This window comes from Streptomyces endophyticus (assembly GCF_035798155.1).
Classification (GTDB): domain Bacteria; phylum Actinomycetota; class Actinomycetes; order Streptomycetales; family Streptomycetaceae; genus Streptomyces; species Streptomyces endophyticus.
The window spans coordinates 45,825-65,483 of record NZ_JAOZYC010000152.1 but is presented as its reverse complement, the minus strand read 5'-3'; the positions used below and the strand labels follow the sequence as shown (position 1 = coordinate 65,483).

General features: G+C 71.3%; 15 protein-coding genes. 2 read left to right on the top strand and 13 right to left on the bottom strand.

Features of this window, described 5'->3' with window-relative positions:
* Positions 1 to 96: 96 nt before the first annotated feature.
* The 13 genes from OKJ99_RS30865 to OKJ99_RS30810 all read right to left on the bottom strand — a co-directional run bounded on the left by OKJ99_RS30865 (position 97) and on the right by OKJ99_RS30810 (position 16,516).
* Positions 97 to 1,242: an inositol-3-phosphate synthase gene (locus OKJ99_RS30865; RefSeq protein WP_326021234.1), complete on the bottom strand. Its 1,146-nt coding sequence runs from the start codon at positions 1,240 to 1,242 to the stop codon at positions 97 to 99.
* A gap of 157 nt (positions 1,243 to 1,399) precedes the next feature.
* The gene (locus OKJ99_RS30860; protein ID WP_326021233.1) at positions 1,400 to 2,794 is read right to left on the bottom strand and encodes a ThuA domain-containing protein; all 1,395 of its coding nucleotides are present in this window, start codon (positions 2,792 to 2,794) and stop codon (positions 1,400 to 1,402) included.
* Positions 2,795 to 2,809: 15 nt separating this feature from the next.
* Positions 2,810 to 5,257 (bottom strand): PQQ-dependent sugar dehydrogenase, encoded by a 2,448-nt coding sequence (locus OKJ99_RS30855; protein ID WP_326021232.1) that lies wholly within the window; start codon positions 5,255 to 5,257, stop codon positions 2,810 to 2,812.
* Between the two features lie 255 nt (positions 5,258 to 5,512).
* Entirely contained in the window at positions 5,513 to 6,511 is a 999-nt protein-coding gene (locus tag OKJ99_RS30850) for a sugar phosphate isomerase/epimerase family protein (protein ID WP_326021231.1), read from the bottom strand.
* 27 nt (positions 6,512 to 6,538) lie between these two features.
* Positions 6,539 to 7,744: a Gfo/Idh/MocA family protein gene (locus tag OKJ99_RS30845; protein ID WP_326021230.1), complete on the bottom strand. Its 1,206-nt coding sequence runs from the start codon at positions 7,742 to 7,744 to the stop codon at positions 6,539 to 6,541.
* A 58-nt stretch (positions 7,745 to 7,802) separates the two neighbouring features.
* Entirely contained in the window at positions 7,803 to 8,852 is a 1,050-nt protein-coding gene (locus OKJ99_RS30840) for a substrate-binding domain-containing protein (protein ID WP_326021229.1), read from the bottom strand.
* A 20-nt stretch (positions 8,853 to 8,872) separates the two neighbouring features.
* Positions 8,873 to 9,805, bottom strand: coding sequence for an ABC transporter permease (locus OKJ99_RS30835; RefSeq protein WP_326021238.1), 933 nt, complete (start codon positions 9,803 to 9,805; stop codon positions 8,873 to 8,875).
* A 313-nt stretch (positions 9,806 to 10,118) separates the two neighbouring features.
* Positions 10,119 to 11,603, bottom strand: a complete 1,485-nt coding sequence (locus OKJ99_RS30830; protein ID WP_407700801.1) for a sugar ABC transporter ATP-binding protein — start codon at positions 11,601 to 11,603, stop codon at positions 10,119 to 10,121.
* Between the two features lie 150 nt (positions 11,604 to 11,753).
* The gene (locus OKJ99_RS30825; RefSeq protein ID WP_326021227.1) at positions 11,754 to 12,935 is read right to left on the bottom strand and encodes an ROK family transcriptional regulator; all 1,182 of its coding nucleotides are present in this window, start codon (positions 12,933 to 12,935) and stop codon (positions 11,754 to 11,756) included.
* 200 nt (positions 12,936 to 13,135) lie between these two features.
* Positions 13,136 to 13,813, bottom strand: a complete 678-nt coding sequence (locus OKJ99_RS30820) for a GntR family transcriptional regulator (protein WP_326021226.1) — start codon at positions 13,811 to 13,813, stop codon at positions 13,136 to 13,138.
* 149 nt (positions 13,814 to 13,962) lie between these two features.
* A complete protein-coding gene (locus OKJ99_RS30815; protein ID WP_326021225.1) occupies positions 13,963 to 14,910 on the bottom strand; it encodes a beta-ketoacyl-ACP synthase III in 948 nt (315 codons plus the stop codon).
* 132 nt (positions 14,911 to 15,042) lie between these two features.
* Positions 15,043 to 15,198 (bottom strand): MFS transporter small subunit, encoded by a 156-nt coding sequence (locus OKJ99_RS43845; RefSeq protein ID WP_456115203.1) that lies wholly within the window; start codon positions 15,196 to 15,198, stop codon positions 15,043 to 15,045.
* Entirely contained in the window at positions 15,146 to 16,516 is a 1,371-nt protein-coding gene (locus OKJ99_RS30810) for an OFA family MFS transporter (RefSeq protein WP_326021224.1), read from the bottom strand. Before OKJ99_RS30810 ends, OKJ99_RS43845 begins: the two co-directional genes overlap by 53 nt.
* A gap of 208 nt (positions 16,517 to 16,724) precedes the next feature.
* Here OKJ99_RS30810 and fdhD point away from each other — a divergent pair, with 208 nt between their 5' ends.
* Positions 16,725 to 17,573: a formate dehydrogenase accessory sulfurtransferase FdhD gene (gene fdhD / locus OKJ99_RS30805; RefSeq protein WP_326021223.1), complete on the top strand. Its 849-nt coding sequence runs from the start codon at positions 16,725 to 16,727 to the stop codon at positions 17,571 to 17,573.
* 211 nt (positions 17,574 to 17,784) lie between these two features.
* The gene (locus tag OKJ99_RS30800) at positions 17,785 to 19,617 is read left to right on the top strand and encodes an exo-alpha-sialidase (protein ID WP_326021222.1); all 1,833 of its coding nucleotides are present in this window, start codon (positions 17,785 to 17,787) and stop codon (positions 19,615 to 19,617) included.
* Positions 19,618 to 19,659 lie beyond the last annotated feature (42 nt).

Here is a 19,659-nt window from a genome sequence, read left to right as displayed (position 1 = left end):
CCTCGCCCGAGGCACGGCCCCGCTCGCCCGTCCCGCCCCGCTCGCCCGTCCCGCCCCGCTCACCCGGCCCACCCGCCCCGGCGGCAGCCGACCGGCTCACGCCGCACCGTCCCGCAGGCGGCCGGCGAACGCGAGCAGGGCCTCGTACTGGTGGTCCAGGTCGGAGGACGCGCCGGGGTCGGGATCCTTGAAGTAGAAGCCCAACTCCGGTCGGGGACCCGCCAGTCCGGCCTCCGCGGCGCGCAGCAGCAGCCGCGCGAGGTCGAGGACGAGGGGTGCGGCGAGGGCCGAGTCGCACCCCTGCCACGTGGTCTGCAGGGTCATCCGCGCGCCGAGGAAACCGTCGAAGGCGATGTGGTCCCAGGCCGTCTTCCAGTCGCCGAGCGCCGGGACGTCGTCGATGTGGACCTCGCCCTGCGGGACGGCGCCGAGGGTGTCGGCGAGGACGCGTTCCTTGCCCGCGTTCTTCGCGGCGGCCGCGGCCGGATCGGCGAGGGCCGCGCCGTCGCCGCCGCCGAGGAGGTTGGTACCGGACCAGGCGCGCACGTCGAGCGCGCGCCTGCGGAACATCGGGCCGAGCACGGACCGCAGCAGGGTCTGCCCGGTCTTGCCGTCGCGGCCCGCGAAGGGGACGCCCGCGGTGTGGGCCGCGTGCTGAAGAGAGGGGTGGTGGAGTCCCGTGGAGGGGGTGAAGTTGATGTACGGGCAACCGGCGCGCAGGGCCGCCGCCGCGTACAGGGAGCTGGCCGGGAGGTCGTCGCCGCGTGGTGGCGCCTCGGTGGAGGCGACGTTCAGGACCACGGCCCCGGCCAGGGCGTGGCGTCGTACGAAGGCGTTGATGTCGGCGGTGAAGGCGGCGATCAGCTCGTCCTGGGTGCGGCCGTCGCCGGGGAGCGGCCCGCCAGGCACGATCTCCCGGTCGGCGGCCGCGAGTTCGGCGTGCACCGCGCCCGGCAGTCCGTGCGGCAGCACTCCCCCGGCGGCGAGCTGCTCGGCGCGTTTGGGCAGCGGGCAGTCGAGCGTGTCGTGGCCACCGAAGACGAGGGACGTCAGGGGTGGCAGGGCGGCCGTGGTGAACGGCTCGGTCTCCGTGACCATCCCGGAGGGCGGATGCAGCCCGGCGCCGATGGCGGCGCAGCCCGCGATCGCCGTGGTGGCGACGGAGCCGCGGGCCCCGACCAGCCACACGCCGAACCGTCGGTCCGTGGCGGACAGGGGGGAGGAGAAGGAACCGGCGGACATGGGCAGCCTCCTGGTCGAGCGTGACGTGATGCGCGAAACCATCCGCGAAGCCGTAGGAGGTGCCGTACGGGACGCCGTACGCGCACCTGCTCGGCACCCCGCCGGGGGCGGGGCAAGGCGGCGGGCGGGGGTCCGGCGTCCCTCGCCCGCCGCCGTCCTAGTCGCCCGCGCCGGGCAGCGCGCCCGTGGCGGATCCGGTGGTGGCCGTGGACAGTTCCTTCAGGCGGATCTTGCGGAAGGACACCTGGTCGGAGTCGCCGTGGTTCTGCAGACCGATGTAGCCGTCGGTCAGGCTCCGCTCGGGGTCCTTGTTGGTGAAGTCGTTGACCTCGACTCCGTTGAGGAACACCTGGAGGCGCTCGCCCCGCACCTTGATCTCGTAGGAGTTCCACTCCCCCGGCGGCTTCAGGGCCTTGTCGCGGGCCGCGAGGTCGGCGGACTGGAAGGAGTAGATCGCGCCGGTGGTGCGGTCGGGTGCGTCGGTGGCGTCGATCTGGATCTCGTAGCCCTTGTCGACGGCGGACCAGGGGTCGTCGGAGGCCGGGAAGCCCACGAAGACACCCGAGTTGTCGTCGCCGTCGGCGCTCGACATCTTCCAGTCGAGCTTCAGGGAGTACGACTTCAGCTGCTTGGCCTGGTACCAGAGCAGGCCCATGCCGCCTTGGGAGTTGAGGGTCCCCTTCGCGGGATCCACGGCGAAGCTGCCCGGCCCGGCCTGTTTCCAGCCGTCGAGCGTCTCGCCGTTGAAGAGGTCCCGGTAGCCGGTGTTCGGGCGGCAGTTGGCCGCGACCTTCCCGGTGGCGTACTGCAGGCCGCCGCGCAGATGGCCGCGGAACGCGGGGTCGGCGTAGGACTCCTTGGTGTGTCCGCCGCCGGTGTAGAAGGCGCGGCCGCCGCCGAAGTTCTGGCACCAGGCGATCGGATGGTCGCCCTTCATGGTGCCGCCGGAGTACGTCGTCTCGTCGAGCGAGGCGAGTACGTGCACGGGCCGGTCGTTGTCGCGCGGGTTGGAGCGGTAGTTGTACCACTCGTCGGTGCGCTGCCAGGCGTCCGGCAGATCGCGGGTGGCCGGATGCTTGTGGTCCTCGACGCGGACCGTGGCCGGCTGGATCGCCGGGTGGCCCTGGAACCAGGCGCCGACGAGGCCGCCGTAGTAGTCCCAGTCGTACTCGGTGTCGGCGGCGGCGTGCACGCCCAGGTAGCCGCCGCCCTTGGCGACGTAGCCCTCGAACGCCTTCTGTTGTGCGGCGTCGAGCACGTCGCCTGTGGTGGAGAGGAAGACGACGGCCTTGTACCGGGCGAGGTTGCCCGGGGTGAAGGCGGTCGCGTCCTCGGTGGTGTCGACGGCGAGCCGGTCGGCGGCGCCGAGTTCCTTCAGGGCGGCGATGCCCTCGGGGATGGAGTCGTGCCGGAATCCGGCGGTCTTGGAGAACACCAGGACCCGGTCGCCGGCCCCGGCGCCCTGGGGCGCCGAGGTGGCCGGGGCCGTCAGTCCGCCGATGAGCAGGGCGGCGGCGGCCGTCGCGAGGCCGAGCTTTACGGAGGTGCGCATGCTGTCCTGCTCCTCTCAGCCCGTGGTGAAGGTGAAGTCGTCGATCTCGAACAGGTTGTTGCCGCCCGCGCCCTTGAAGACCAGGTAGAGCGTGGTGCTCTTGGTGGGCGGCTTGCTGATGGCGGTGGTGACGTCGGTGTACGTCTCCCAGGAGCCGGTCGGTGCGACCTTGGCGCTGCCGACGAGCTTGCCGGTCGCCGAGCCGGTGCGGATCTCCAGGGTGCCGCCGCTGCCCGCCGAGGCGACGCGCGCCTTCAGGGACTTGGCGTTCCCGATCATGTACGGCTTGAAGGAGATCCAGTCGCCGTTCTCGATGGTGCCGACGGCCTTGCCGCCGTTGGCCGCGTCGTGGCTGACGACCGAGACGCCCTTGGAGTCGCCGTAGTGCTCGGCCTGGCGGTGCTTCTGCTGGGTGACGTGCTGGTCGTGCGTGGTCAGCGCCGGCTGGCCGTTCGCGCCCTTGTCGGTGTACTCGGCGTCGAAGACGCCGAAGACGTTGGCGTTCGGGTCGTGCTCGCTGTCGGCGCTGGTCTGGATGGTGCCGGAGCAGCCGGTGGCCGAGGTGATCGGGTGGCCGTGGCTGTCATGGCCGAGGATGTGGGTGACCTTGACCTTGGAGCAGTCGATGGCCCCGTCCTCCGGGTCGGTGACCTTCACCTTGAAGGGGACCTTGTCGCCGAAGGTGAACAGCTGGCCGTCGGCGGGCAGCTCCAGGGTCACCTTGGGCGCGGTGTTGCCGACGACGAGGTGCACGTCGGCGCTGCCGGTGCGGCCCGTGGAGTCCTTGGCGGTGACGGTCGCGGTGTAGGTGCCGTTCTTCTTGTAGGTGTGGCTGGGAGAGGCGCCGGTGCCGGTGGTGCCGTCGCCGAAGTTCCAGGAGTACGTGAGCGCGTCACCGTCGGCGTCGGAGGCCGTGGAGGTGAACTGCGCCTTCAGGGGCGCCTGGCCGGAGGTCTTGTCGGACTTGGCGTCGATGGTCGGCGAGTGTCCTTCGGTGGCGTTCTCGATGCGGTACAGGGCGGAGTTCTCGTCGCCGCCGAACCAGGAGAGGCCGTAGTCGAGGACGTACAGCGCGCCGTCGGGGCCGAAGGCCATGTCCATCACCTGGGTGCCGGTCCAGGGGAACGGGTTGATCGAGGTGACCTTGCCGTCGGCGTCCTGCTCGATCCGCTTGATCCACTGCCGGCCGAACTCACCGGCGAAGAAGTCGCCGTCGTACGCCTCGGGGAACTTCACCGGGGAGGTGTTGGCGGCGTCGTAGCGGTAGACGGGGCCGCCCATCGGGGACTCGGAGCCGGAGCCGAACTCCGGGACGGAGCCGCCGTCGTAGGGGATCCACGCGGCCTGCGCGGGCGGCAGGTCGGTGAGTCCTGTGTTGTGCGGCGAGGTGTTCTTCGGCGCCGCGCAGTCGAAGTTCGAGCCGGAGGCGCCCGTCGCGAAGTCGTAGTCCACGTAGGCATCGTTGTCGCCGGTGCAGTACGGCCAGCCGAAGTTGCCCGCCTTCGTCACGCGGGCGAACTCGACCTGGCCCGCGGGGCCGCGCTTGGCGTCGGCGGTGCCCGCGTCGGGCCCGTAGTCGCCGACGTAGACGATGCCGGTGGGCTTGTCGACGCTCATCCGGAACGGATTGCGGAAGCCCATCGCGTAGATCTCGGGCCGCGTCTTGTCGGTGCCGGGGGCGAACAGGTTGCCGTCCGGGATGGTGTACGAGCCGTCGGCCGCGACCTTGACGCGGAGGATCTTGCCGCGGAGGTCGTTGGTGTTGCCGGCCGAACGCTGGGCGTCGTAGGCCGGGTTGCGGGTGGAGCGCTCGTCGATGGGCGTGTAGCCGTCGGAGGCGAACGGGTTGGAGTCGTCGCCGGTCGACAGGTACAGGTTGCCGTCCTTGTCGAAGTCGATGTCGCCGCCGACGTGGCAGCAGATGCCGCGCGAGGTCGTGACGTCGAGGACCTTCTTCTCGGAGTCCTTGTTCAGCGTGCCGTCGGTGTTGAGCGTGAACCGGGAGAGCCGGTTGTAGCCGTCGAAGGGGGCGAAGTCGGCGGCCGTGCCGTCGTTGGGGGCGTCGCCTGCCGGGGTGTTCAGCGGGGGCGCGTAGTAGAGGTAGATCGCGCGGTTCTCGCTGAAGTTCGGGTCGACGCCGACGCCCTGGAGGCCCTCTTCGTCGTGGCTGTAGACGTCGAGTTTGCCGGCGACCTTGGTGGTGCCGTTCTCGTCGGTCAGGCGCAGCACGCCGTCGCGCGAGGTGTGCAGGACCTTGCGGTCCGGCAGGACGGCCAGCGACATCGGCTCGCCGACCTCCTCCGCGCCCTTGGCGAGGGTGACCTGCTGGAAGTCCTCGGCCGCGGCAGCTCCGGCGACGGGCGCGGGGGCCGCGGCCGCCGAGAAGGTGAGCGAGGCGGCGGCGAGCAGGGTGCCGGTGAGCAGGGCGAGTGCGTTGCGGGTTCTCAGGCGTTTCCTGTGCACGGGTTCCTCCGGACAGAGGGGCGGGTCGTGCGATACGCCGGGGCGCGCCGTCGCCCCGGGGGGATCTGTGCCGTGAGTGCAGTGTGTGTGCCGTGCATACGTTCGGGGGAGGACGCTAGTCGTGTTTGTCCCGTCCGAACAGACCTTGTACGTCTAAGAGTTGAGCTTTTTCCTACTTCAGGACAAAGCCGGTTTTGGGCATGGCGGATCGGCCGCGCGACCAGCGGATCGGGTCGCGCGGCCCAGCTCTCGGGCTCAGCTGTTGAACGCCGCGTCGAAGGACGCCGTGGGTGGTTCGTAGTCGAAGGCCTTCAGGCGGGTCAGTGCCTCGGGGGCGCCCTGGAGGCGGTCCATGCCCGCGTCCTCCCACTCCACCGAGATCGGCCCGGAGTAGTCGATGGAGCGGAGCATGCGGAACACGTCCTCCCAGGGGACGTCCCCGTGCCCGGCGGACACGAAGTCCCAGCCGCGGCGGGGGTCTCCCCACGGGAGGTGGGAGCCGAGGCGGCCGTTGCGGCCGTCGAGGCGCTTGCGGGCCTCCTTGCAGTCGACGTGGAGGATGCGGTCGCGGAAGTCGTAGAGGAAGCCGACCGGGTCGAGGTCCTGCCACACGAAGTGGGAGGGGTCGAAGTTCAGGCCGAAGGCCGGCCGGTGGTCGACCGCCGCGAGCGCCTTGTGCGTGGTCCAGTAGTCGTAGGCGATCTCGCTCGGGTGGACCTCGTGGGCGAAGCGGACGCCCTCGGCGTCGAACACGTCGAGGATGGGGTTCCAGCGTTCGGCGAAGTCCTCGTAGCCCCGCTCGATCATCGACTCGGGCACGGGCGGGAACATGGCGACGAGGTGCCAGATGGCCGATCCGGTGAACCCGATGACCGTGTCGACGCCGAAGGCGGCGGCCGCGCGGGCGGTGTCCTTGATCTCGGCGGCGGCCCGCTGGCGGACGCCCTCGGCCTCGCCGTGCCCCCAGATGCGGGACGGCAGGATCGCCTCGTGGCGTTCGTCGATGATGGCGTCGCAGACGGCCTGGCCGACCAGGTGGTTGGAGATGGCCCAGCACTTGAGGCCGTACTTGTCGAGGAGGGCGTGGCGCCCCTTGATGTAGCCGGGGTCGTCGAGGGCCTTGTCGACCTCGAAGTGGTCGCCCCAGCAGGCGAGTTCGAGGCCGTCGTACCCGGCGTCGCGGGCGATGCGGCACACGTCTTCGAGCGGCAGGTCGGCCCACTGACCGGTGAAGAGGGTGAACGGGCGGGGCATGGATGGCTCCTCTCGGGCAGGGGGCCCTCAGGCCGGGATCGGGGTGTAGACGGAGTTCTTGGCCGCGCTCTCCTCGACCGCCGCGAGGACGCGCTGCACCTGGAGCCCGTCGGCGAACGACGGGTGGGGCTGCGCCCCTTCGGCGATGGCCGTGACGAGGTCGCGGGCCTGGTGGGTGAACGTGTGCTCGTAGCCGAGGCCGTGGCCCGGCGGCCACCAGGCCTCCAGGTAGGGGTGTTCCGGCTCGGTGGCGAGGATCCGCCGGAAGCCGGCGCGCTCGGCGGGTTCGGTGTGGTCGTGGAAGGACAGTTCGTTGAGGCGCTCCAGGTCGAAGGCCAACGTGCCGTGGGAGCCGTTGAGTTCGATGGTGAGCGCGTTCTTGCGGCCGGCCGCGAACCGGGTGGCCTCGAAGGAGGCGAGGGCGCCGGAGGCGAATCGGCCGGTGAACAGGGCCGCGTCGTCGACGGTGACGGGCCCGGTGCCCGCGTCGCCGCCCCCGGCCGCGGAGAGCCCGGAGGACGCGCCGTCCAGGAGCGGGCGTTCGCGGACGAAGGTCTCCGTGAGCGCGGAGACGCCGGTCACGGGTTCGCCCGCGAGGTACTGGGCGAGGTCCACGGCGTGCGCGCCGAGGTCGCCGAGGGCGCCGGAGCCCGCGTGCGGCCTCTGCAGCCGCCAGGTGAGCGGGAAGGCGGGGTCGACGAGCCAGTCCTGGAGGTAGTGGGCGCGGACGTGACGCAGGGTGCCGATGCGCCCGTCGGCGACCATGCGGCGGGCCAGCGCGATGGCCGGAACACGGCGGTAGTTGAAGCCGACCATCGCCAACTGGCCGTTGGCGGCGGCCCGTTCGGCGGCCTCCGCCATCACCTCCGCCTCCTCGACCGAGTTGGCGAGCGGCTTCTCGCACAGCACGTGCTTGCCGGCCTCCAGGGCGGCGACGGCGATCTCGGCGTGGCTGTCGCCGGGCGTGCAGATGTCGACCAGGTCGACATCGTCCCGGGCGATCAGCGCCCGCCAGTCGGTCTCTGCCGCGGCCCACCCGAGCCGGTCGGCCGCGGCGCGCACCCCCGAGGCGTCACGGCCGCAGATCGCGGCGAGTGAGGGCGTGAGCGGAAGGTCGAAGACGTGGCCCACGGTGCGCCAGCCCTGCGAGTGGGCGGCGCCCATGAACGCGTACCCGACCATGCCGACACCCAGGACGGGCCTCGCCCCGTCGTGACCGTTGCTGCCTGCCATGCAGAAGTCCTCCTCGTCCGCGCGGTGTTCGCTGACCCTCCAGTCGTACGGGCGGGGCTCACTTGAAGCCGGTGGGCATGTACTGGTCGACGTTGTCCTTGTCGACGACGGCCGAGTACAGCGTCACGTGGGCGGGGATCTCGAACTCGGACATGCCGCTGATGCCCTTGCCCTGGCCGAGCGCGCGGGCCAGGTCGATCGCGGAGGCGGCCATGGTCGGCGGGTACAGGACGGTGGCCTTCAGCACGCCCCGGTCCTGCTTGATCTCCTCGAACGCGGAGAGCGCGCCCGCGCCGCCGACCATCAGGAAGTCGTCGCGCCCTGCCTGCTTGATGGCGCGCAGGGCGCCGACGCCCTGGTCGTCGTCGTGGTTCCACAGGGCGTCGAAGCCCTTCTGTGCCTGGAGGAGTTGGGCCATCTTGGCCTGTCCGGACTCGACCGTGAACTCGGCGGCCTGCCGGGCCACCTTCTTGATGTTGGGGTAGTTCTTCAGGGCGGCGTCGAAGCCCTCGGTGCGCTGTTTGGTGAGTTCGAGGTTGTCGAGCCCGGCGAGCTCGACGACCTTCGCGTTCTTCTTGTCCTTGAGCTGCTCGCCGATGTAGTGACCGGCGCTCAGGCCCATGCCGTAGTTGTCGCCGCCGATCCAGCACCGGTACGCCTGTGGGGTGTTGAAGATGCGGTCCAGGTTCACGACGGGGATGCCGGCGCGCATCGCCTTCAGGCCCACCTGGGTCAGTGCCTTGCCGTCGGCGGGCAGCACGACAAGGACGTCGACCTTCTTGTTGATGAGGGTCTCGACCTGGCCGATCTGCGCGGCGGTGTCGTTGGAGCCCTCGGTGGACTCCAGGGTGACGTCCGCGTATTTCTTGGCGCGTTCCTTGGCGTTGTCGTTGATGGCGTTGAGCCAGCCGTGGTCGGCCTGCGGGCCCGCGAAGCCGATGGTGACCTGCTTGCCCTTCTTGTCGTCGGCGACCGGCTGGTCGGCGGCCTTCTTGTCGTCGCTCTTGTCGCTGGGCTCGTTGCTGGTGCAGGCGGTGAGCAGTCCGCCCGCGGTGACGGCCGCGGCCGCGCCGAAGATCAGTCCTCGGCGGCTCGTTGTCTCTGGCATGGCGTGTCCCTTTCCGCGTTTCAATGGGATGTGCTGGCCGTGCGCCGCTGCACCAGGACCGCCACGACGATGATGGCGCCCTTGGCGATCTGCTGGACGTCGCTCTGCAGGTTGTTCAGCGCGAAGATGTTCTGGATCGTGGTGAAGATCAGGACGCCGAGGACGGAGCCGACGATGGTGCCGCGACCGCCGGTGAGCAGGGTGCCGCCGATGATGGCGGCGGCGATGGCGTCGAGTTCGTAGAGGTTGCCGTTGGTGTTCTGGCCCGAGCCGGAGAGCACGATCAGCAGGAAGGCCGCGATGCCGCAGCACAGGCCGGAGAGCAGGTACAGATAGAGGCGCTGGCGGCGCACGTCGATGCCGGCGAGGCGGGCCGCCTCGGCGTTGCCGCCGACGGCGACGGTGCGGCGGCCGAAGGTGGTGCGGTTGAGGATCAGCCAGCCGATCACGGTGACCGCGACGAAGACCAGCACCAGGGGCGGGATCCCGAGCACGTAGGAGTCGCGCTCGCCGAGCTTCAACACGCCCGGCACGGTGACCATTTGGGTCTTGCCGTCGGTGATCTGCAGGGCGAGGCCGCGGCCCGAGGCGAGCATCGCGAGGGTGGCGATGAACGGGACCATGCCGCCGTACGCGATCAGTACGCCGTTGACGAGGCCGCAGCCGACGCCGACGAGGATCGCGGTGAACAGGACGCCGGCGAAGCCGTACTCCTGGGTGGCGACGGTGGTGGCCCAGACCCCGGCGAGGGCGACGATCGCGCCGACGGAGAGGTCGATCCCGCCGGACATGATCACGAAGGTCATGCCGACGGTGACGACGCCGATGACGGAGGCCTGGGTGAGGACGAGTTGGAGGTTGTCCGTGTCCAGGAAGGAGTCCGGCTGCGTGATACCGCCGATCACGACCAGGGCGGCGAGGACACCGAGGAGCGAAAGCGTACGGAGGTCCATCCGGACGACACGGGGTCGACTCTTGGCCGGAGCGGCCTCGGGGGCCGCCGGACTGGCGGCGGGAGCGGGGTGCGTCATGACGCCAGGTCCCTTCGGGGGCGGATGGTGTGAACTCGGTGGGGTGTCTTCGTCGTGCGGTGTACCGGTCGCCTCGCGGACCCGGTCGCCGCGCGGTGTACCGGCCGCCTCGCGCGCCCGGCCGCCATGCGCGATGCCAGACACCTCACGAACCCGGCCGCCATACGCGGTACCGCACACCTCACGGACCCGGTCAACCCGCGATGCCGGGCCGGTGTCATCGTCGTGTCGCTCGTCATCGCGCACCCTCCAACACCAGGTCGAGGACCCCGTGTTCGTCCAGGTCCGTCGCCGGGGACTCGTGGATGACGCGGCCCTCCCGAAGGACCAGGACGCGGTCGGCGAGGCCGAGGACCTCGGGGACCTCGCTGGAGACGAGGAGGACGGCGAGGCCCTCGTCGGCGAGGCGGCGGATCACGGCGTACAGCTCGGCGCGGGCGCCGACGTCGACGCCGCGGGTCGGCTCGTCGAGCAGCAGCACCCGGCAGCCGCGCAGCAGCCAGCGGGCGAGCACGGCCTTCTGCTGGTTGCCGCCGGAGAGCGTGCGCACCGGCACGGAGGGGTCGTCGGGGCTCAGGGAGAGTTCACGGGTGGCGCCGCGGGCGGCCTCGCGCTCCCGGCCGCGGTCCAGCCACCCTCCGTACGAGAAACGGGACATGGAGGAGACGGAGACGTTGCGGGTGACCGATTCGAGCATCAGCAGGGCCTGCGCCTTGCGCTCCTCGGGGGCGAGCCCGAGCCCCGCGCGGACGGCGGCGCGGACGCTGCCGGTGCGCAACGACCGTCCGCCGACCTCGATCTGACCGGCCGTCGGCTTACGGGCTCCGTAGATCGTCTCCAGGATCTCGGAGCGCCCGGATCCCACGAGCCCGGCGAGGCCGACGATCTCGCCGGGCCGGATGTCGAGGTCGAACGGCGCGAACTCCCCGGCGCGGGTGAGGCCTTGGACCTTCAGGACGGGGTCCGTACGTGGCCCGCTGTTGGGCCGGTCAGGGAAGACGTACTCGACGTTGCGGCCCGTCATCAGGGAGATGATGTCGCGGGTCGGAGTCTGTTCGGCGGGCAGGCCGACCGCCACCGCGCGGCCGTCCTTGAGGACGGTGACGCGGTCGCCGATGCGGCGGATCTCCTCCAGTCGGTGGGAGATGTAGACGACGGCGACGCCCTCTGCGGTCAGGTCGCCGACGATCCGGAAGAGGTTCTCGACCTCGTCGGGGTCGAGCGCGGCGGACGGCTCGTCCATGACCATGAGCCGTACGTCGTGGGAGAGCGCGCGGGCCATGGAGACGATCTGCTGATGGGCGGCGGACAGGTCGCCGACGAGCCGCTCGGGGTCGATCTCCGGGTGGCCGAGCCGCCGCAGCAGCGCGGCCGTCTCGGTGCGGGCCGCGCTCCCGCGCACGACGAATCCGGCGGAGGTCGGCTCGTGCCCGAGGAACACGTTCTCGGCCACGGACAGGGCCTCCACCAGGTCGAGTTCCTGGTAGATGGTGGCGATGCCGAGGCGCATCGCGGCGATCGGCGAACGCAGCGCGACCTGTTCGCCGTGCCAGGTGATGACGCCGCCGTCGGGCTGGTGCGCCCCGGCGAGGACCTTGATCAGGGTGGACTTCCCGGCGCCGTTCTGGCCGAGCAGACAGTGCACCTCCCCGGCCTGGACCTCCAGGTCGACGCCGTCCAGGGCGCGCACGCCGGGGAACGATTTGGTGATGCCGGACATGGTGAGCAGTGGTGGTGCCAAGGCCGTATCGGGTCCCATGACGGTTCCCCTCGGGGCGGGTGCGGACCGGTTTCAGGGCAGAGCGGGGCAGGGCAGGGCGGAGCTGAGCGCCGTACAGGGTGTGCGTGGAGCAGCGTGGTGCGGCTGGGCTTACGCGGGTGAGAACAGGTGGTCGCTGATCAGTCGGGCACCGCCGGTCACTCCGGCGGTGGGCCCCAACTCCCCGAGCACGATGGGGAGGTTGCCGGTCGCCAGGGGGAGCGACTGACGGTAGACCTGGGTACGCAGGGCGGCCAGCAAGGTGTGGCCGAGCCCGGTGACACCGCCGCCGATGACGACGAGCCCCGGGTTGAAGAAGCTGACGAGGGACGCGATGACCTGCCCGGTGCGGTTGCCGCCCTCACGGATCAGGTCGAGGCAGGTGGCGTCGCCGGCCGCGGCGGCCGCCGCGACGTCGGCGGCGGTGAGCCGCCCCGCGCTCTCCAGTCGTGCGGCAAGTTCCGCGGAGCGCCCGTCGCGGGCCGCGGCCTCCGCGTCACGGGCGAGCGCGGCGCCGCTGAAGTGTGCTTCCAGGCAGCCCTTGTTGCCGCAGGCGCACTGCCGGCCGTCCTGCTCGACGCGGATGTGCCCGATGTCGCCCGCGGACCCGGTGGTGCCGCGGTGGACCTCGCCGCCGACGACGATGCCGCAGCCGATACCGGTGCCGATCTTGACGCAGAGGAAGTCGCGCGCCTGCCGGGCGACGCCCGCGTGCTGCTCCCCCATCGCCATCAGGTTCACGTCGTTGTCGACCATGACGGGGCAGCCCAGTTCCTGGCTGAGCGCCTCGCGGACCGGGAAGCCGTCCCAGCCGGGCATGATCGGCGGCGCGACCGGGACACCTTCGGGGAACCGCACGGGCCCCGGTACGCCGATGCCCGCGCCGTCGAATCCCTCGGCGAGCCCGGAGGCCCGCAACTTGGCCGCCATGGCGAGGACTTGCTCGAAGATGGCGACGGGACCCTCGCGTACGTCCATGGGCTGGGCGATGTGACCGAGGATCTCCAGCTCGGCGTTGGTGACGGCGACGTCGACCGAGGTCGCGCCGATGTCCACGCCGAGGAAGCGGAGCGAGGGGGCGAGCCGGACGTTGTGGGAGCGGCGGCCGCCGCGCGAGGCGGCGAGTCCGTCGGCGACCACGAGTCCGGTGTCGAGGAGGCGGTCCACCTCGACGGCGAGCCGCGACCGGGACAGTTCCACCTGATCGCCCAGCTGGGCGCGGGAGTTGGGACCTGCGTCGCGCAGCAGCCGCAGCAGTCGCGCCTGGTGCGCGTTGGCGGGTCGAGCCGTCATGCGTCTCACGTGCCCCTCCCCGCCGCTTCGGGCCTCTTCGGGTGGTGGTGCCGTGCGCTCACGTTCGTCTTTCGATGGGGAACGTAGCAGCGCCCACCCGGCGCGGGAAGAAGTTGCGCGGGAATTGCCCATGACTTTCTCCGGCCGCAGGACAAAGCCTGCCGCCGGAGGCGGGAACGGCCCCCGTCAGGCGGCCCCCGTCAGGCCTCGTCGCGGTGGTGGTACGTCTCGCGGGTGTGCTCGGTGTGCACCCGCATCGCCGCGGTGGCCTTCGCCTCGTCGCGCGCCGAGATCGCCGCGATCAGCCGGCGGTGCTCGATCCAGGACTGCTCGCCGCGCTGCCGGGCGACGGGCTGGTAGTACCAGCGCACCCGGCGGTCGACCTGGCCGGCGAGCTCGCCAAGGACCACGTTGCCCGCGAGTTCCATGACCTTGGCGTGGAACTCCGCGTTCGTGGCGACGACCAGGTCCACGTCCCCGTCCGCGACGGCCTGCTCGCCCTTGGCGCAGAGCGCCTCCAGCTCGCCGATGCCGGCCTTGCCCGCGTTGGCCGCCGCGAGCCGGGCGGCCTCGGCCTCCAACAGCGTCCGGACGCTGAGGAGTTGGTCGGCCTCCTCCTCCGTCGGCTCGTGCACGAACGCGCCCTGTGCGGGGCGCAGGTCCACCCAGCCCTCGGTGTTCAGCCGCTGCAACGCCTCGCGCACCGGCTGGCGGGAGACCCCGAGGTGGCCGGCGAGTTCGCTCTCGACCAGGTGCTGGCCGGGCTGCAGGGCCCGCGTCGTGATCAGTTCGAGCAGCGCCTCGTAGACCCGCTCGCGCAGCGGTCCGGGGCGTTCCAGCTTGGGCACCGCCCCCTGCGGCAGTCCTGTGGACAACATCGCGGTCCCCCTCCTGAGCTTCGAGCATCCGGCAGGCCGGCTCCGACGAATGCCGGATTGGCTTTGGAATACAGTTTACCGAGCGCAATCGCCACGGCTAGAGCGAGTTGGCCTCGTCACATTCTGTACGCCACGCCCCGCCGCCCGGATCACGGGCAGCGGACGACCTGGCCCGCGTACGAGAGGTTGCCGCCGAAGCCGAAGAGCAACGCGGGCGCGCCGCTGACCAGTTCGCCGCGCTCGACGAGCTTGGACAGGGCGATCGGCACGCTCGCGGCCGAGGTGTTGCCCGAGTCGACGACGTCCCGCGCGATCACGGCGTTCACGGCGCCGATCTTCTCCGCGAGGGGCTCGATGATGCGCAGGTTGGCCTGGTGGAGGACGACCGCGGCGAGGTCCGCCGGGTCGAGTCCGGCCTTCGCGCAGGCCTCGCGGGCCAGCGGCGGCAGCGAGCGGGTGGCCCAGCGGTAGACCGACTGCCCCTCCTGGGCGAAGCGGGCCGGCTCGCCCTCGATGCGTACGGCGTCGCCCATCTCGGGGACCGAGCCCCACAGGACCGGGCCGATCCCCGGCTCCTCGCCCTCGGCGCACGGCTCGACGACCACGGCGCCCGCCCCGTCCCCGACCAGGACGCACGTCGAGCGGTCGGTCCAGTCGGTGACGGCGGACATCTTGTCGGCGCCGATGACGAGGGCGCGCGTCGCGGCCCCGGCCCGCAGCGTGTGGTCGGCGGTGGCGAGGGCGTGCGTGAAGCCCGCGCACACCACGTTCAGGTCGAGCGCGGCCGGGGACGGGATGCCCAGGCGGTGGGCGACGCGGGCCGCCATGTTCGGGGAGCGGTTGACGGCCGTGGAGGTCGCGACGACGACCAGGTCGATGTCCGCCGCGGTCAGGCCCGCCGCGGCCAGCGCCTTGGCGGCGGCGTGTGCGGCGAGCTCGTCGACCGGCTCGTCGGGGCCCGCGATGTGCCGGGTGCGGATCCCGACGCGACTGCGAATCCATTCGTCGTTGGTATCGACCGTTTCCGCCAGTTCCTCATTGGTGAGGATCCTGGCGGGCTGGTGGTGCCCGATACCGACAATGCGCGAACCGACCATGGAGGCCCCCTCGTGAGCTGCGGATCCTCCAGTCTGGTCAGCGACTCACGAGTAACGGGTGGCGGCCGGTGACAGGAAAGTGCCGTTTCACTTGGAGAGTTCTGCTGGAGCCGCCTGGCCGGTTACGGACATTCACCCGGTGAACAGCTGTGTGGCTTTTTGCACCAGTTCATACACTCCGTACGCGAGCGGCAGCCCGACCCACAGCCAGGCGAGGGCGATCAGGCCGCGCCGCTCAGGCGCGCTCCTTGCGGTCTCCGGCGGCGGTGGCGGCGTCGTCGATGTCATCTGCGGGCTCCCTGGGGGCGGGGACTACGTGGTGGCGGGCGTGCACGGGACGTACCAGTTCATTGGCGACGAAGCCGACGACCAGCAGGCCGATCATGATCATGAGCGAGAGGCCGTACAGATTGGCGCCGTGCTTGCCCGCGCTCTCCTGGCTGTCGGCGACCCAGTTGACGATGAGCGGGCCGAGGACGCCCGCCGTGGACCAGGCCGTGAGCAGCCGGCCGTGGATGGCGCCGACCTGGTACGTGCCGAAGAGGTCCTTCAGGTACGCGGGGACCGTCGCGAAGCCGCCTCCGTAGAAGGAGAGGATCACGAGGGCGCACAGCACGAAGAGGGGCTTGGAGGAGTCGCCCCACAGGACGATGAGCAGGTACATCAGGGCGCCCACGCCGAGGTAGACGCGGTAGATGTTCTTGCGGCCGATGAGGTCGGAGGTGGAGGACCAGCCGATGCGGCCCGCCATGTTCGCCGCGGAGAGCAGTGCCACGAAGCCGGCGGCCGCGGACACGGACACCGGGGTGCTGGTGTCGGAGAAGAAGTCCGTGATCATCGGCGCGGCCTTCTCCAGGATGCCGATGCCCGCGGTCACGTTCATGGTCAGGACGACCCACAGGCACCAGAACTGGGGCGTGCGGATCGCCTGCTTCGCGGAGACCTGCGGGCCTGCGGCGGCGACCTCCTCGGTGCGCCCGCCCTGCCGCGTCTGGTGCGCACGCGGCCCCGGAACCCGGATGAGCAGCACGCCGAGCGTCATGAACACCGCGTACGCGAGCCCGTGCACCAGGAACGCGAGCGCGATGCCGCCGCTGTCCGCGCCGAAGGACTCCAGCATCTGGGCGCTCCACGGGGACGCGATGAGCGCGCCGCCGCCGAAGCCCATGATCGCGATGCCGGTGGCCATGCCGGGCCGGTCGGGGAACCACTTGATCAGCGTGGAGACGGGCGAGATGTAGCCGATGCCGAGGCCGATGCCGCCGACGAACCCGTAGCCGAACACGATCAGCCAGTACTGCTCGGTCGCGGCGCCCAGCGAGGAGAGCAGGAAGCCGGAGGAGAAGCAGATGAGCGCGACGGTCATCGCCCAGCGCGGCCCGTTGCGCTCGACGAGCGTGCCGCCGAAGGCGGCCGACAGGCCGAGCATCACGATGCCGAGCTGGAACGGCAGCGCGCTCTGCGTGCCGCTCAGACCGAGGGCCGACTCCAGGGGCGGCTTGAAGACGCTCCAGGCGTAGGCCTGGCCGATGGAGAGATGAACGGAGAGCGCGGCGGGGGGAACGAGCCAGCGGCTCCAGCCTGCCGGCGCGACGGGGGGCCTCATGATCCCGAACCGTAGGCAGTCACAGGGCTGTTGGGAAGCCCCTTTGCCCAGCCCCTTGTCGACACACGGGGCGACTTCCATACTGTAGGCAATATCCCGCCCAGTGGCGGCACGGAGGCCGGGACCGACCGGACGGCCCCGGTGCGGGAGAATGGGAGCCCACGCACACCGGCCACCACCACCAGCAGCGATGAGGACGTATCGGGACATGGGACGAGTCACGGAACGACGCAAGGTGATCCGGATACGGGACGGGCACGTCTCCACGCGACCCGACACCCTGGTCGCCGAGGAACCGCTGGAGATCCGGCTGAACGGCAAGCCGCTCGCCATCACCATGCGCACCCCGGGCGACGACTTCCCGCTCGCGGCCGGCTTCCTGGTCAGCGAGGGAGTGCTGGCCACCGCCGACGACCTGCAGAACATCGTGTACTGCGCGGGCGCCACGGAGGACGGCAGCAATACGTACAACGTGGTCGACGTGCGGACCACGCCGGGCGTCGTGCTGCCCGACATCACCCTGGAGCGCAACGTCTACACGACCTCGTCGTGCGGCCTGTGCGGCAAGGCGAGCCTCGACGCGGTGCGCACCACGGCCCGGTTCCCGATCGCCGACACTCCCCCGCTCCGGATCACACCCGAGCTGCTCACCTCGCTCCCCGACCGGCTCCGCGCGGACCAGCGCGTCTTCGAGCGGACCGGCGGGCTGCACGCGGCGGCACTCTTCGACGAGGAGGGGCGGCTCGTCGACATCCGCGAGGACGTGGGGCGGCACAACGCGGTCGACAAGCTCGTCGGCCGGGCCCTGCAGAACGGGGAGCTGCCGCTGTCCCGCTCGATCCTGATGGTCTCGGGCCGCGCCTCGTTCGAGCTGGCACAGAAGGCCGTGATGGCGGGCATCCCCGTGCTCGCGGCGGTGTCGGCGCCCTCGTCTCTCGCCGTCGACCTCGCAGCGGAGACGGGCCTGACCCTGGTCGGCTTCCTGCGGGGCAGCTCCATGAACGTGTACGCGGGTGAGGACCGGATCGCCCTGGAGACCGCGGTCACACCCGGCTGACCCGGCCCCCACTCGCGACACGCGGGGTGGGGCACGGCCCGGCGGGGAGCGCCCCCTGCGTCGGCCGTGCCTCACCCTTTTTTGGCTTTCTGCGGCGCTGCCGCGGTTCTTGTGAGGCGCCGAGGCGTCCAAGTAGCGTCTGTGGCGCACATCTTGGACGTTGGACGTCGGATGTCCGGTTCTCCGGACGACCCGAAGGGTGGGCCGCGCCATGCACAGAAGATCCGTCCGTACCGGTCCGAGATCCCTGGTGGTGGCCGCGCTCGCGGTCGCCTCCGCGCTCCCCGTGCCGGCCTCCGCGCAGGCCGCGTCGAAGCCTCAACCTCCTTTTGAACAGCAGGTGTTGTTCAAGGCATCACAGGATCCCGGATACGCCTGCTACCGGATCCCGTCCGTCGTCAAGACCGTGCGCGGCACCCTCCTCGCCTTCGCCGAAGGGCGCAGGAACGACTGCTCCGACGCGGGTGACATCGACATCGTCGTCAAGCGGTCCGAGGACGGCGGCCGCACCTGGTCGCCGCTCCAGGTCGTCAACGAGGGCGCGGGCGACACGCACGGCAACCCCTCGCCCGTCGTGGACCGCAGGACGGGCCGCATCCTGCTGGCGGAGACGTACAACACGGGCCGCACGGACGGCAAGAACTGCGACGTGCCGTGCGACCGCACCCCGCACATGCAGCACAGCGACGACGACGGGCGCACCTGGTCGCGGCCTCGCGATCTGAGCGACGAGCTGCTGCCCGGCGACTTCAACTCCTGGTACGCGACGGGCCCCTCGCACGGCATCCAGCTGACGCGGGGGCACCACCGCGGCCGCCTCGTGTTCGCCGTCAACGCCGAGACGTGGAACGGCAGTCGGGTGACCGCGAACCACGCCGCCCTCGTGGTCAGCGACGACGGCGGCGAGCACTGGCGCATCGGCGCGAAGGACTCCTGGCCGATCGCCGACGACGGCACGTTCCGGCAGAAGCCCTCCGAGATGGCGCTCGCCGAGCGGCCCGACGGCACGGTCTACGTCAGCGGGCGCGAGCAGGACGGCACCGACCTCGGGCACCGCACCCACACGGTCAGCCGGGACGGCGGCGACTCCTTCGCCCGCCCCTTCGCGGCGCAACCGGACCTCTACACGCCACAGGTCCAGGCGTCCCTGCTGCCCGTGGGCGAGGACGGCGACCGGCTGCTGCTCGCCTGCCCCGGCGACCCCGACCGGCGGCGGACCATGATGATCCGTTCCTCGTACGACGGCGGCCGCACCTGGGAGAGCTTCGACCGGGGCACCGTCGTGACCACGGACTGGTCGGGCTACTCGGACATGGTGCGGGCCGACCGCGGGTACGTGGGGCTGCTGTACGAGGGCGGGGCGGTGGACGCCCGCGACGAGATCCGCTTCGCCCGGTTCACGCCCGACTGGCTGAAGGACCGGCGCGGCCCCGACCCGACGACGGACGACCGGGCGCCGGGCGCCCGCCCCGCGGCCGTGCTCGGCGGACCCACCGAAACCGACGGGCCGGCCGGCGGGGCCCTCGCCTTCGACGGGACGGACGACGCCGTACGTCTGCCCTACAGCGAACGACTACGCCTGGGCACAAGGGAGTTCAGCGCCTCCCTGTGGTTCCGCCACGGCGCGACGAACGGTGAGCAGCCGCTGCTCTCACTGGGCGGCACCGGGGCCTCGCAACCCCAGGTGACCCTGCTCGCCGAGCCCGCTTCGAACCGGATCACCGGGCTGATCACCGTACGGGACGGGGCCGCGACCCCCAGGACGGTGACGGTGCGGTCCACGTCCGCGTACAACGACGGGAACTGGCACCGCCTCCAACTCCGCCGCACCGACGGCCGGTTGACCCTCTCCGTCGACGGCAAGGAGGTCGCCGGCGCCGCCGACGCACCCGGATCGGTCAGCCGGAACTCGCCGTTCGGCGTGCACATCGGGCAGCGCATGGACAGCCGGGCGCACTTCACCGGAAGCCTCGCCGACGTCCGGGTCACCTCGGGCGGCGTCGACGTGCTGTGGCTGCCGCTGGACCGGGTCCGGGGCGACTGAACCACGCGCGGCTCGGCGAGAGGTCATGGACCAACGAGCCGG